This window comes from Enterococcus gilvus ATCC BAA-350 (assembly GCF_000407545.1).
GTDB lineage: Bacteria > Bacillota > Bacilli > Lactobacillales > Enterococcaceae > Enterococcus_A > Enterococcus_A gilvus.
This window is the reverse complement of the sequence record NZ_ASWH01000001.1, coordinates 1,738,572-1,752,535: the sequence shown is the minus strand read 5'-3', so window position 1 is coordinate 1,752,535 and position 13,964 is coordinate 1,738,572. Positions and strand designations below refer to the sequence as shown.

At 40.1% G+C, this 13,964-nt stretch carries 10 protein-coding genes; 7 read left to right on the top strand and 3 right to left on the bottom strand.

The features are described from left to right. Window positions 1-3: 3 nt before the first annotated feature. Complete coding sequence (locus tag I592_RS08555) at window positions 4-753, bottom strand: amino acid ABC transporter ATP-binding protein (RefSeq protein WP_010780598.1); 750 nt, start codon at window positions 751-753, stop codon at window positions 4-6. Then, window positions 754-2,916: an amino acid ABC transporter substrate-binding protein/permease gene (locus tag I592_RS08550; RefSeq protein WP_010780599.1), complete on the bottom strand. Its 2,163-nt coding sequence runs from the start codon at window positions 2,914-2,916 to the stop codon at window positions 754-756. 244 nt (window positions 2,917-3,160) lie between these two features. Here I592_RS08550 and uvrB point away from each other — a divergent pair, with 244 nt between their 5' ends. From uvrB to whiA, 7 genes are all read left to right on the top strand, one after another. Continuing rightward, window positions 3,161-5,152, top strand: a complete 1,992-nt coding sequence (gene uvrB / locus I592_RS08545) for an excinuclease ABC subunit UvrB (RefSeq protein ID WP_010780600.1) — start codon at window positions 3,161-3,163, stop codon at window positions 5,150-5,152. Between the two features lie 149 nt (window positions 5,153-5,301). Beyond that, window positions 5,302-8,127: an excinuclease ABC subunit UvrA gene (uvrA, locus tag I592_RS08540; RefSeq protein ID WP_010780601.1), complete on the top strand. Its 2,826-nt coding sequence runs from the start codon at window positions 5,302-5,304 to the stop codon at window positions 8,125-8,127. Window positions 8,128-8,224: 97 nt separating this feature from the next. Then, entirely contained in the window at window positions 8,225-9,481 is a 1,257-nt protein-coding gene (locus I592_RS08535) for a carboxylate--amine ligase (RefSeq protein ID WP_010780602.1), read from the top strand. 2 nt (window positions 9,482-9,483) lie between these two features. Continuing rightward, window positions 9,484-10,197: an amino acid racemase gene (locus tag I592_RS08530; protein ID WP_010780603.1), complete on the top strand. Its 714-nt coding sequence runs from the start codon at window positions 9,484-9,486 to the stop codon at window positions 10,195-10,197. Between the two features lie 224 nt (window positions 10,198-10,421). Further along, complete coding sequence (gene rapZ, locus I592_RS08525; RefSeq protein ID WP_010780604.1) at window positions 10,422-11,309, top strand: RNase adapter RapZ; 888 nt, start codon at window positions 10,422-10,424, stop codon at window positions 11,307-11,309. After that, window positions 11,306-12,304, top strand: coding sequence for a gluconeogenesis factor YvcK family protein (locus I592_RS08520; RefSeq protein ID WP_010780605.1), 999 nt, complete (start codon window positions 11,306-11,308; stop codon window positions 12,302-12,304). The genes rapZ and I592_RS08520 overlap by 4 nt, the downstream gene beginning before the upstream one ends. Window positions 12,305-12,332: 28 nt before the next feature. After that, on the top strand, window positions 12,333-13,268 hold the full coding sequence (gene whiA / locus I592_RS08515) for a DNA-binding protein WhiA (RefSeq protein WP_010780606.1): 936 nt from the start codon (window positions 12,333-12,335) through the stop codon (window positions 13,266-13,268). A 22-nt stretch (window positions 13,269-13,290) separates the two neighbouring features. Here whiA and I592_RS08510 read toward each other — a convergent pair whose 3' ends face one another. Beyond that, entirely contained in the window at window positions 13,291-13,806 is a 516-nt protein-coding gene (locus I592_RS08510) for a thioredoxin domain-containing protein (protein WP_010780607.1), read from the bottom strand. Window positions 13,807-13,964 lie beyond the last annotated feature (158 nt).

The following is a 13,964-nucleotide window of genomic DNA, read 5'->3' as shown; positions in this document are numbered from 1 at the left end:
TTTTTAAATATTCAAAACTTTGTTCAAGAAGTCTTGTGTTCTTGGGTTGTGGGGATTATTGAAGACTTGTTCTGGTGTCCCATCTTCTAAGATTTTTCCACCATCGGTAAAGATGACACGGTCAGCCACTTCTTTAGCAAAACCCATTTCATGGGTTACGATGACCATGGTCATACCTTGCAGTGCCAAGTCCTTCATAACCTTCAAAACATCGCCAACCATTTCTGGGTCAAGAGCGGAAGTCGGTTCATCAAACAGCATCACATCAGGATTCATCGCCAACGCACGAGCAATAGCCACACGTTGCTTTTGACCACCCGAAAGGCTATCTGGATAATCATCTTTCTTCTCAGCTAAACCTACTTGCTTCAGCAATTCAACACCGCGTTTTTGTGCTGCGTCTTTTGATTCACCCTTTAGATCAAGGGGAGCCAACGTAATGTTTTCCAAAACAGTCAGGTGAGGGAACAAGTTGAAATGCTGGAATACCATACCGATATGCTGACGCACCAAGTTGATATCTGTATGTTTGTCCGTCAGGTCTTGTCCGTCAATGATGATCTCGCCAGATGTCGGTTCTTCCAAATGGTTCATACAGCGTAAAAAGGTACTTTTCCCGGAACCAGATGGACCGATGATACATACGACTTCACCTTCACTGATAGTGATATTTAAGTCATTTAAAACAGTGTTGTCGCCGAATTTTTTAACTAAATGATTTACAACGATTTTATTGCCTGCATTCTTTTCCATCTATTTCACCTTCTTATCTAAACGATTCGCTAACTTAGTCAAGATCGTGATCAAGATTAAGTACATGATTGCAATGATCAAGTAAACGTAAGAGCTTTGTGTTGTACGTGCAACGATGATCTTACCGGTTTGCAGCAATTCTACCACGCCGATTGCTGAAATGATCGTCGTATCTTTCAAACTGATAACAAACTGATTGATGAAAGAAGGGATCATGATTTTTACAGCTTGCGGTAAAATAATTTTTTGCATTGTCCGATTGTACGACAATCCTAAACTACGTGAAGCTTCCATTTGACCGACCGGAACGGCGTTGATACCGCCACGTACGATTTCCGCGATATATGCACTGGCATTTAAGGTTAAGGTTATGATCCCGGCTGCGAAGTCAGGAATTTTGATTCCTGTGATCCCTGGTAAGCCGAAGAAAATAAAGAAGGCCAGTACCATCATTGGAATACCACGGATAATATCGATATAAACACCCGCTAGCAAACGCAAACCACGTACAGGAGATACACGGAACAACCCAAAGATCACTCCTAAAACTAAGGCTAAAGCAAACGATACTAATGCTAATACGATCGTTTTCCATAAACCTTCTAACAACGATTTATAATTGTTTTTCAACAATCCGGTAATCGTGGATTCGTCCACCGCGTCTTTCTTTTCTTCCTGACCGGAGCCGATGTATTTATTGACGATTTCATCGTATTCACCGGTACGTTTCATTTCTTTCAATGCTTCAGTAAACATTTCGCGAAGTTCAGGATTTTCACCCTTCTTCACGGCAAAGCCATATTCTCCGCCGACTTCACGTTTAATTGGTGTTTTTAACGCTTGGCCTTGCTTTACAGCGTAGCCGATTACTGGATAATCGTCCATCATGGCGTCGATTGATCCAACTTTCAAAGCATCATACAATTGATCAGCGGCATCGAAGCTCTTGATCGTGTAGCCATACTCGTCTTTATGTGCTTCTAAGAAATCAGCACTCTCAGTGCCCACTTTTGCGCCTACAGTTTTTCCTTTTAGATCTTTGTAGGCTTTAATATCGTTATCGTCTTTCGCAACGGCTAATTGAATGCCGCTTTGGAAGTAGGGGTCAGAAAAATCATAATTGGCTTTTCGTTCGTCCGTAATAGTCATTCCAGCGATCATACCATCTGCTTGACCAGATTCTAAGGCCTGCATCGCAGAAGAGAAGCCAATGAATTTCATATCTAATTTGAAGCCTTGAAGATCTGCGGCACGTTTCAACAAGTCGACATCGATTCCCTTGTATTCACCATCGCTGTCCTTATATTCAAAAGGAGCAAAGGCGGAATCACTGGCAATAACATAAACATCCTTTTTAGGTTCGATTTTCTTCATGTCACCAGATGCGGCTTTATCACCTGAACCGGTAGAGATGTATTTGCTGACGATTTTATCGTACTCGCCATTCGCTTTTAAGTCTTTTAAGCCTTTATTGAATTTTTCCAACAATTCTTTATTTTCACCTTTTTTAACGGCGAAACCGTAGGAACTGCCTTTTTCTGGATCACCAATTAATTTAAAGGGCTGGCCATTCGTTACAGCATAGCCGAGAACAGGGTAGTCATCGAAGATAGCTTCCACATTCCCGTTAGTCAACGCATTATACATAGCGTCTGCGGCTTCGTACTGCTTGACCTCATAACCGTATTTATCTTTATTGTTATTTAAAAATGTGGCACTTTCTGTCCCAATTTTCGCAGCAACTGTTTTTCCTTTTAAGTCATCGTACCCTTTGATATCTTTGTTGTCGTTTTTAACAGCCATTTGAATACCGCTGTCGAAATAAGGATCTGAAAAATCAAATGTTTTTTTGCGCTCATCTGTGATGCTCATTCCGGCAATCATACCGTCCAATTGATCAGACTGTACTCCTTGGATTGAACTGTCGAAGCCCAATGGACGCAGATCCACTTTAAAATTTTGATCTTTCGCAATTTGATTCAGTAAATCAACGTCGATCCCCACGTATTCACCATCTGAGTTTTGAAATTCAAACGGGGCAAAGGTTAAATCCGTCCCGATTTTATATGTTTTTTCCGCAGCATGTGTCTTGCTGGCAAAGCCAAGTGTGAATAGACTTGCCATTAAGAAAACAACAAATGGAATTAATTTGGTTTTTCTCATAATTATCCTCCTAATTACTTATCGTTTGTTTATTATATGTTAGTTTAAGGATAAAATACAAGTAGGTTCATTGTGAGATAGAAAAAAAGCGAAATATTCATAACATGGTATGTTAAAAAAGCTAACATGATGCTTTTTAAGAACTTCTTATGGTAAGAACAATAAATGGCGAAAATATGTTCGGTATGCTATAATTTTTGATGGAAAATAATTGCTTATTTAAATCAAAAAAGGGGGATTTTGTATGATTGAAAGAATGATGGACAATACGTTCGACCTTCATTCAAAATATCAGCCTGCTGGCGATCAGCCTGAGGCCATTTCACAATTAGCTGAAGGAGTCGTTGGCGGTAAAAAGGCACAAATCCTTTTAGGTGCTACCGGTACAGGGAAAACGTATACGATATCGAATGTTATAAAGGATGTAAATAAGCCCACTTTGATAATTGCCCACAATAAAACATTGGCTGGACAATTATACGGGGAATTTAAAGAATTCTTTCCTAACAACGCGGTGGAGTATTTCGTGAGTTACTATGATTATTATCAACCCGAGGCTTACGTGCCTTCTAGTGATACGTATATAGAAAAGGATTCAAGTATTAATGATGAGATCGATAAGCTGCGACATTCGGCAACAAGTTCATTACTTGAAAGAAATGATGTCATCGTCGTCGCTTCCGTCTCATGTATCTTTGGTTTAGGTTCACCGAAGGAATACTTAGAGCAAGTAGTTTCATTACGCGTGGGGATGGAGATGGACCGAAATCAATTGCTGCGCAATTTGATTGATATTCAATTCGAGAGAAATGATATTGATTTTCAACGTGGTCGCTTTCGTGTTCGTGGGGATGTCGTGGAGATCTTCCCAGCATCACGTGACGAGCGCGCTTTACGTGTCGAATTTTTTGGAGACGAAATTGAGCGAATTCGAGAAGTTGACGCTTTGACGGGGGAAATCACAGGCGAAACAGAACATGTCGCCATTTTCCCCGCGACCCACTTTTTAACCAATGAAGGTCACATGGAAGTGGCAATCAGCAATATTCAAAAAGAGCTAGCTGAACGTTTAGAGGTTCTTCGCAACGAGAATAAACTGTTGGAAGCACAACGCTTGGAACAACGCACTAATTATGACATTGAGATGTTGCGGGAAATGGGGTATACCTCAGGGATCGAAAACTACTCACGTCATATGGATGGGCGTAAAGAAGGCGAGCCGCCTTATACCTTGATCGACTTCTTTCCAGAAGACTTCCTATTAGTAGTCGATGAATCCCATGTTACGATGCCTCAGGTCCGTGGAATGTACAACGGAGACCGTGCGCGTAAGCAGATGCTTATAGATTATGGGTTTCGATTGCCTTCAGCCTTGGACAACCGTCCATTGCGCTTAGAGGAATTTGAAGAACGGGTGAACCAGATCGTTTATGTTTCAGCCACTCCAGGGCCTTATGAACACGAGCAGACGGATACAGTAGTAGAACAAATCATTCGTCCAACAGGTTTATTAGACCCAGTCATTGAAGTAAGACCGATCATGGGTCAAATTGATGACTTAGTTGGAGAAATCAACGAACGTTCGGAGCGTAATGAACGAGTCTTTGTTACGACTTTGACAAAGAAAATGTCTGAAGATTTGACAGACTACTTCAAAGAGTTGGGGATTAAAGTCAAATACCTTCACAGCGATATAAAGACTTTGGAACGGACTGAAATCATACGGGACCTTCGCTTAGGGAAATTCGATGTGCTTGTCGGTATCAATCTTTTACGTGAAGGGCTTGATGTTCCTGAAGTTTCATTGGTTGCGATATTAGATGCCGACAAAGAAGGCTTCTTACGTAGTGAGCGGTCATTAGTACAAACGATCGGACGTGCTGCCCGTAATTCAGAAGGCAGAGTAATTATGTATGCCGATAAGATCACGGATTCAATGCAGCGGGCGATGGATGAGACATCCCGTCGTCGTGGAATTCAGCAGCAATATAACGAGGAACACGACATTGAGCCGAAGACGATTATCAAAGAGATTCGTGATTTGATCTCAATTAGTAAAGTCGCTGAGGAAACGGAAAAATACGATGCGACATCCTTTGAGGAACTATCAAAATCGGAACGTAAAGAACTGATTGCGAAGATGGAAGATGAAATGCGTGAAGCCGCCAAAACACTTGATTTTGAAACGGCTGCGACTTTACGTGATACGATTTTAGAACTCAAAGCAGCAGAATAGACAAAATTGATTCGTAAGAGTATTCTAATTCCACTTTTTGCACCGGTATTCAAGCGGTCGTAAAAAGTGGAATAATAGTATTAATAAATAAGAACATCCTCTTTTTGTTCAGAAGAAGTGGATGCAGTAAATTGAAATAGGAGAAATAAATGGCGAATGATAAGATAGTAATTCATGGAGCGCGTGCTCACAATTTAAAAAATGTTGATGTGACGATTCCTCGTGACAAAATGGTGGTTGTTACTGGTTTGTCTGGTTCTGGAAAAAGCTCACTGGCCTTTGATACTTTATACGCAGAAGGTCAGCGTCGCTATGTAGAAAGCTTATCTGCTTATGCACGTCAATTTTTGGGTCAAATGGATAAGCCTGATGTTGACAGCATTGACGGTCTAAGTCCCGCAATCTCTATTGACCAAAAAACCACAAGTAAAAATCCGCGGTCAACTGTTGGTACAGTAACTGAGATCAATGATTATCTACGTCTGCTTTATGCACGTGTGGGTCATCCTATTTGTCCAAATGATCACATTGAGATTACTTCACAATCCGTTGAACAAATGGTAGACAAGGTTTTAGAATTGCCGGAACGTACGAAAATTCAAATTTTAGCACCTGTTGTCGCTAAGAAAAAAGGGCAGCATAAAAAAGTATTTGAAATGATTCAACGGGAAGGGTACGTTCGGATGCGTGTCGATGGTGAGTTGTATGATGTTTCCGATGCACCCGAATTAACGAAAAATAAAAAGCATGACATTGAAATCATTATCGACCGAATCGTTGTCAAGGAAGGCATTCGCTCACGCTTGTTTGATTCCTTTGAAGCCGCTTTGCGGTTAGCAGAAGGCTACGCTGTGGTTGATGTTATTGGTGAAAAGGAAATGCTCTTCAGTGAACATTATGCTTGTCCTTATTGTGGCTTTACGGTTGGCGAACTTGAACCTCGACTGTTCTCATTTAACGCGCCATTTGGGGCTTGTCCTGATTGTGACGGACTAGGTGTGAAACTAGAAGTGGATATGGATCTTGTTATTCCAGATCCAAGCAAGACCTTGCGAGAAGGGGCGTTGCTTCCGTGGAACCCAATCAGCTCACAGTACTATCCTCAAATGCTAGAGCAAGCGTGCCTAAGCTTCGGGATTGATATGGATACTGCCTTTGAAGATTTGCCTAAAGAGCACCAAGAGATTATTTTGAATGGTTCAAATGGCGAGAACTTTCATTTTCATTATGAAAATGATTTCGGCGGTGTACGGGATGTTGAAGTTCCTTTTGAAGGTATTATCAATAACATCAATCGTCGTTACGCGGAGACAAATAGTGATTTCACTCGTGATCAAATGCGTTTATATATGACAGAATTGACTTGCCAGACCTGTCACGGGTATCGTTTGAACCCTCAAGCTTTGTCTGTGCAAATCAATGGCGAGAATATCGGTCAAGTGAGCGAAGACTCGATCAATGGCGCACTGGACTTTTTTGAAACAGTTGCTTTAAGCGAACAAGAAAAAGTAATCGCTAAACCAATTTTAAAAGAAATCGGAGATCGTCTGAGCTTCCTGCGAAATGTGGGTCTAGATTACCTGACATTAAGCCGAGCTTCTGGGACTTTATCTGGTGGTGAAGCACAACGTATCCGTTTAGCTACTCAAATTGGTTCAAATTTATCTGGCGTTCTTTACATTTTAGATGAACCTTCCATCGGCCTGCATCAACGAGACAATGATCGATTGATTGATTCGCTGAAGAAGATGCGTGATCTAGGAAACACGTTGATCGTAGTCGAGCATGACGAAGATACGATGCGTGCAGCTGATTACTTAATTGATGTCGGTCCGGGCGCTGGCGATCAAGGTGGTGAAATTGTCGCTGCTGGTACTCCTCAAGAAGTTGAGAACAATCCAAATTCTTTGACGGGACAGTATTTATCTGGAAAACGGGAAATCGCTGTTCCAAAAGAACGACGTAAGGGCAACGGCAAAAAAATCAAGGTCACTGGAGCAACAGAGAATAATTTGAAGAACATCGATGTAGAGTTCCCACTAGGAAAATTTGTTGCAGTGACAGGGGTTTCCGGTTCAGGAAAATCAACGTTAGTCAACCAAATTCTCAAAAAGGCACTTGCTCAAAAATTGAATCGCAACTCTAATAAACCAGGGAAATACAAGAAAATCACTGGCTATAAAACGATTGAGAAGTTGGTAGATATTGATCAAAGCCCGATTGGACGAACGCCACGGAGTAATCCAGCGACCTATACAAGTGTATTTGATGATATTCGCGATTTGTTTGCACAAACAAATGAAGCGAAAATCCGCGGCTACAAAAAAGGACGTTTCAGCTTTAATGTCAAAGGCGGACGCTGTGAAGCTTGTCGTGGCGATGGGATCATCAAAATTGAAATGCACTTTTTACCAGACGTATACGTGCCATGTGAAGTTTGTCATGGGAAACGCTATAATTCTGAAACGTTAGAAGTACATTATAAAGGAAAGAACATTGCCGATATCTTAGAAATGACGGTAGAAGATGCAGTCGAATTCTTTAAACATATTCCTAAAATCCATCGTAAATTGAAAACAATCGTCGATGTAGGATTAGGTTATGTAACAATGGGACAACCGGCAACCACATTATCTGGCGGGGAAGCGCAACGGATGAAACTAGCTAGTGAGTTGCATAAGAATTCTAACGGGAAAAATTTCTATATTTTAGATGAACCCACAACTGGATTGCACACAGATGATATTGCACGTCTGCTGAAAGTCTTGGAACGATTTGTAGATGCTGGAAATACCGTTCTTGTTATTGAACATAACTTGGATGTGATCAAGTCCGCGGATTATGTGATCGATCTTGGGCCAGAGGGCGGCGATGGCGGAGGGACTGTTTTAGCTACAGGAACTCCAGAAGAAATCGCGGAAGTAGAAGAAAGTTATACCGGATATTACTTAAAGCGCGTCTTAAAAAATAAATAACTGATAAAGCGTGATGCAAGCAAAGGATTCTCCTTTGCTTGCATTTTTCTTTATGGTATGATTATCGTTGATTTAGAATGAGAAGGTGTAAGAGAATATGAATGAAAAACAAAAATTTGTTCCAATTTTGTTAGGAAGCGACATCAACGTTTATGGTATGTCACGTTCTTTTCATGAAGCCTATGGAATCGTTTCTGAGGCTTATGCCGGCTTGCAACTGGCGCCGACAAAATATAGTAAAATAGTAAATGTACACGTTGTACCAGGATTTGATAAAGATCCTGTATTTATTGAACGAATGCGTGAGTTAGGGAAAAATACGTATAACGCCCCAGATACGAAATATTTACTAATTGCTTGTGGTGATGGGTATGCAGAGTTAGTTTCACAGCATAAAGAAGAACTTTCTGAGTGGTTTATCTGCCCTTATATTGATTTTGATTTGTTACAACGATTAATCAGTAAAGTGAGCTTTTATGAAATCTGCGAAAAATACGAGTTGCCTTATCCAAACACATTTATAATCACTGGAGATATGCTTGAGGCTGGAAAATTAAAACAAGATTTGCCGTTTGACTTTCCTGTCGCATTGAAGCCTGCGAATAGTGTGGAATGGCTGTCTGTGGACTTCGAAGGCCGTAAAAAAGCGTTTATTTTAGACACTCGAGATGAGTTTGATACTATCATAGAGCGTATTTATGAGGCGGGTTATACTAGTGAAATGATTGCTCAAGACTTTATTCCGGGTGATGACAGTCATATGCGTGTGTTAAATGCCTATGTTGATAAAGATCATCAGGTGCGCATGATGTGTTTAGGGCACCCTCTTTTAGAAGACCCTTCACCGGAAGCAATTGGGAATTATGTAGCAATCATGCCTGAATATAATGAAAAAATTTATCAGACGATTAAAGAGTTTTTAGAAAAAATCAATTACACTGGTTTTGCGAATTTCGATATGAAGTATGACCCGCGTGATGGTGAATACAAATTATTTGAAATTAATTTGCGTCAAGGACGCAGCAGTTTCTTTGTGACGCTAAACGGATTTAATTTGGCACAATATGTCACAGAGGATCGCGTATTTGAGAAACCATTTGATGAGACGATTTATGGCAAAGCTGATCCGGCTACTTCTATGTTATGGATGGGTGTACCAAAAGGTGTATTTGAAAAATTTGCAAGGAATAATGCAGATAAAGAAAAGGCCTTAGAACTAATCAAAAAGGATCAATGGGGGACGACCGTCTTTTACAAAAAGGATATGTCTTTGATGCGATGGATTTTAATGAAGTATATGTTCAGCAAATATAAAGGACGGTTTGATTTATTCTTTAAAGAGAAAGAAGGATAAAGATGGAAAATTTTTTCAGTATTCTTGGCGGCATGGGAACAATGGCTACAGAAAGTTTTATTCGGATTTTAAATCAAAGGACTCAAGCCCACAATGACCAAGAGTATTTAAATTATGTGATGTTCAATCATGCGACCGTTCCGGATCGAACAGCGTATATTTTGGATCATAAGCAAGACAATCCTTTGCCATATTTATTAGACGATATAAAGAAGCAGAATGTATTAAAGCCTGACTTCATAGTTCTGACATGCAATACCGCCCATTATTTCTTTGATGAGCTACAGGGAGCAACAGAAATTCCATTATTGCACATGCCCCGTGAAGCAGTAACAGAGGTGGAAAAGCATCATCAACCTGGTGAAAAGATTGCTGTTCTAGCCACCGAAGGAACTATAACGGCGAAGGTATATCAGAATGAGCTAGAAGCGAAGGGATTTGAAGTTCTCGTTCCTGATAAAGAACTTCAAGGAAAAGTGAATCACTTGATTTATCAAGATGTGAAAGAAAATGATTATATCAACAGTGAGCTTTACTTGGAAATTCTTTCAGATGTGTTTGAAAAATATGGTTGTCAAAATGCAGTCTTAGGGTGTACCGAACTTTCTTTAGTTCAAGAGCTGACAGAAAATGTCCCTTATTCCGTGATTGATGCACAATCGATATTAGCAGACCGAACAATTGAGTTAGCATTAAAAAACAGATCTTCTATCTAGAAGGTCTGTTTTTTTATCATGTTCAACTCTCTTATGAAAAGGTAAAGAATGACAAATAAGTAGCAAAGACACGCCTGGAATGTTATAATTTTTAAGAGGCAAAAGAGAATTGCCTTTTTTTAACGCTTAAATCAAACTTCGAAGTATTCAGTTTTTGCAAGAAGAAACGAGGGACTAAAAATTTTTATACAAGTATTTTAATTAGTGAGAGAGGAGTGACACAAATGACTGAAAGCTTACATTTGGTTGTCATTACAGGGATGAGTGGCGCAGGAAAAACAGTTGCCATTCAAAGTTTTGAGGATATGGGGTATTTCTGCGTGGATAATATGCCGCCAGGTTTGATTCCTAAATTCTGGGAGTTGATTCGAGAATCTGGAAAAGTTACAAAAATTGCTTTGGTAGTCGATTTAAGATCGCGCTCATTTTTCGAAGATATTCAAAACATGCTGATCGAAATTGAAAATACTGGATTCATTGATACAAGTATCTTGTTCTTGGATTGTTCGGATGAGGAGCTTGTTTCTCGCTATAAAGAAACTCGACGTGCGCATCCCCTTGCGATGGATGGAATGGTTTCGGAAGGCATCCGCAAAGAAAGAGCTATCTTGGAGGACTTAAAGACGCGAGCGACCTTAATGATCGATACGACCGATTTGACTCCAAGACAATTACGAGAAAAAATCAATCAATCGTTTAAGCAGCAGGACGACGTTGGGTTTCACGTTGAAGTGGTTTCTTTTGGATTCAAATACGGACTGCCGATTGATGCCGATATAGTTATGGATGTTCGCTTTTTGCCGAATCCGCATTATATACCTGAGTTGCGTCCGCAAACAGGATTGGATAAGCCCGTTTATGACTATGTAATGTCCTTTCCTGAAACAGAGAGTTTTTATACAAACTTTGTCCGATTGGTCATGGATATCTTGCCAGGGTATATTAAAGAAGGAAAAAGTTCATTAACAATTGCGATTGGGTGCACAGGTGGTCAGCATCGCTCCGTTGCATTGACAGAACGTGTTGGTAAAGCCATCAAGGATGCGAATTATAAGGTGAACATTACGCATCGTGACAAGGACAAGCGGAAAGAGACGGTGAATCGTTCATGAAAATGAAAACGTACCGTATCCGTAAGCCGAAAATTGTTGTGATTGGCGGAGGCACAGGTCTTCCCGTTATTTTAAAAAGTTTGCGAAACCAAAGCGCGGACATTACAGCTGTAGTAACGGTTGCGGATGATGGCGGCAGCAGCGGTGAATTGCGCGACTCGATCGACATGGCTCCTCCAGGAGATTTAAGAAATGTATTGGCGGCTTTATCGGATATGCCGAAATTGTATGAAGACCTGTTTCAATATCGGTTTCATGAAGATGACAAATTTTTAGCAAACCATACAATCGGAAATCTATTGATCGCTGCTTTATCTGAAATGCGAAATAGTACCTATGAAGCAATCCAGTTACTTTCCATGATGATGCACGTTGATGGGCATATTTATCCCTCATCTGAAACGCCATTGGTCTTGCATGCTGATTTTGATGACGGGACGAGTGCAGTTGGGGAATCTAAAATCGCCCTTGACCGAAAGACGATCGAAAAAGTATACGTGACTGAAAAAAATGGTGAAAAGGCTGTTCATGCCGCACGCAAAGTTGTCCATGCGATCCATGAAGCCGATATGGTGGTCTTAGGTCCAGGATCACTATTCACAAGCATCTTGCCTAATCTTGTCATTGAGGAGCTAGGTGAGGCTGTACGTACGACAAAAGCCGAGGTTGTTTATATCTGTAATATTATGACTCAAAAAGGCGAGACGGAACATTTTAGTGATGCAGATCATATTCGCGTACTGCATAAGCATCTCCAAAGTAACTTTATCAATACCGTTTTAGTCAATACTGAAAAGGTTCCTGAAGATTACATGGACCCTGAGATTTATGATGAATATTTAGTACAAGTTACTCATGATTTCAACGGCTTAAGAGAAGAAGGCTGCCGCGTTGTTTCCACTGACTTTTTGAAATTAAGAGACGGCGGTGTGTTCCACGACGGAGATAAAGTAGTGGATGAATTGTTCCGAATCGTTTTCGGAGCAAAGATTTAAAATAGAAAAGAAATAAGGAGGGCTCGTCATGTCTTTTGCAGCTGATGTAAAAAAAGAATTAACGAGTCTGACAGTCCAAAGAAATCTCGCGCAAGCGGAGCTGGCTGCGTTGATCCGCATGAACGGCTCGCTCAGCTTGAGCAATCATCAGTTTGTTTTAAATGTTCAAACGGAGAATGCGGCGATTGCTCGTCGGATATTTACGTTATTGAAAGAACATTATGATGTGCGTAGTGAGTTGCTGGTACGTCGGAAAATGAAGTTAAAGAAAAACAATGTCTATATCGTTAGACTAAAGCAAGAAACGCAGAAAATATTGTTGGATCTCGATATTATGGACGGGTTAATGTTTCAATCGCATATTGCCGATGAGATAAAGCAGTCGGACGAGAAAACGCGAGCCTATTTAAGAGGCGCCTTTTTAGCATCTGGCTCGGTGAATAATCCTGAAACAAGTCGGTACCATTTAGAAATTTCTTCCATTTACGAAGAACATAATCAAGATATATGTGATTTGCTAAATCAATTTGATCTGAATGCACGAACGCTCGAGCGGCGAAATGGATATATCACCTATCTAAAAGGCGCTGAGAAAATTGCCGACTTCTTAACATTGATAGGTGCAACGAATTCAATGCTCAAATTTGAAGACGTACGTATTGTGCGGGATATGCGAAATTCTGTGAACCGTCTCGTCAACTGTGAGACGGCTAATATGAATAAAACCATCGATGCGGCATCAAAACAGATCGAGAATATCCATTTTATTGAAACGACAGTCGGACTACAATCGTTACCCGAAAAGTTACAAGAAATCGCCGAATTAAGAATTCAAAACCCAGAAATCAGTTTAAAAGAGTTAGGCGAGATGATTCCCTCAGGAGCAATTTCTAAATCGGGAATCAATCACCGAATTCGTAAAATCAATGATTTCGCTGATAATTTGCGAAAGAAAACCGTTTGATTCTAGTCAAACGGTTTTTTTCTTATTCAGCGATATAAGCTAGTAATGTTTTTTCATCAATCGATTCGTCAAAGATGTGTTCCTCTAAAACGATGGTTGGTACAAATTTGATGTTGGCTTGCTCAGCTTCGTTGCGAATCTCAATTTGCAAGTTTTGATTGGCTTGTTGAGTAAAATGCAAGGTTTCTTCAGCGTATTTGGCAACTGCTTCAAGCCCTAAATTTCCCCATGTTGCTTGAATTTCAAATGCTTGTTGAAGCTGTATTAAAGTCTTTTTAGGATCTGCACTAATATACTCGTGCATGATGTTCCCAGGTTGCAAACTAGTCTTATCTTTATCTAATAATTTGATTACTCGTTGAACCTTTTCTTCAGCTACTGCTGTATTCAGCGTATCATAGGATTCTTCAAACCACTGCTTGCAATAGGGACACCGCAGATTAATAAATTCGATTAATCGTTTTGGCGCTGAATCTGAACCTATTTTGATGCCATTAAAATCATTCACTAAGTTTCCTTTTATAACAGAAATATCCATGTAAACAACACGTCCTTTCCTTTATTAGTGTACAAAATTTTAATGAGAAAACAAACTCTTTTCATACAAATAAGTAAAAAAGGTCCAACTCTTTATTGAAAATAAAAGTAGTTAGTTTATAATGAATCCGTTGTTATAAAGAGTATAAGAATGCCGAT

Excerpts from the sequence above, each read along its gene's own strand:
- whiA (WP_010780606.1), top strand. The coding sequence starts at position 12,333 with ATGTCTTTTGCAGCTGATGTAAAAAAAGAATTAACGAGTCTGACAGTC.
- I592_RS08550 (WP_010780599.1), bottom strand. The coding sequence starts at position 2,916 with ATGAGAAAAACCAAATTAATTCCATTTGTTGTTTTCTTAATGGCAAGT.
- I592_RS08510 (WP_010780607.1), bottom strand. The coding sequence starts at position 13,806 with ATGGATATTTCTGTTATAAAAGGAAACTTAGTGAATGATTTTAATGGC.
- I592_RS08520 (WP_010780605.1), top strand. The coding sequence starts at position 11,306 with ATGAAAATGAAAACGTACCGTATCCGTAAGCCGAAAATTGTTGTGATT.
- uvrB (WP_010780600.1), top strand. The coding sequence starts at position 3,161 with ATGATTGAAAGAATGATGGACAATACGTTCGACCTTCATTCAAAATAT.
- I592_RS08530 (WP_010780603.1), top strand. The coding sequence starts at position 9,484 with ATGGAAAATTTTTTCAGTATTCTTGGCGGCATGGGAACAATGGCTACA.
- uvrA (WP_010780601.1), top strand. The coding sequence starts at position 5,302 with ATGGCGAATGATAAGATAGTAATTCATGGAGCGCGTGCTCACAATTTA.
- rapZ (WP_010780604.1), top strand. The coding sequence starts at position 10,422 with ATGACTGAAAGCTTACATTTGGTTGTCATTACAGGGATGAGTGGCGCA.
- I592_RS08555 (WP_010780598.1), bottom strand. The coding sequence starts at position 753 with ATGGAAAAGAATGCAGGCAATAAAATCGTTGTAAATCATTTAGTTAAA.
- I592_RS08535 (WP_010780602.1), top strand. The coding sequence starts at position 8,225 with ATGAATGAAAAACAAAAATTTGTTCCAATTTTGTTAGGAAGCGACATC.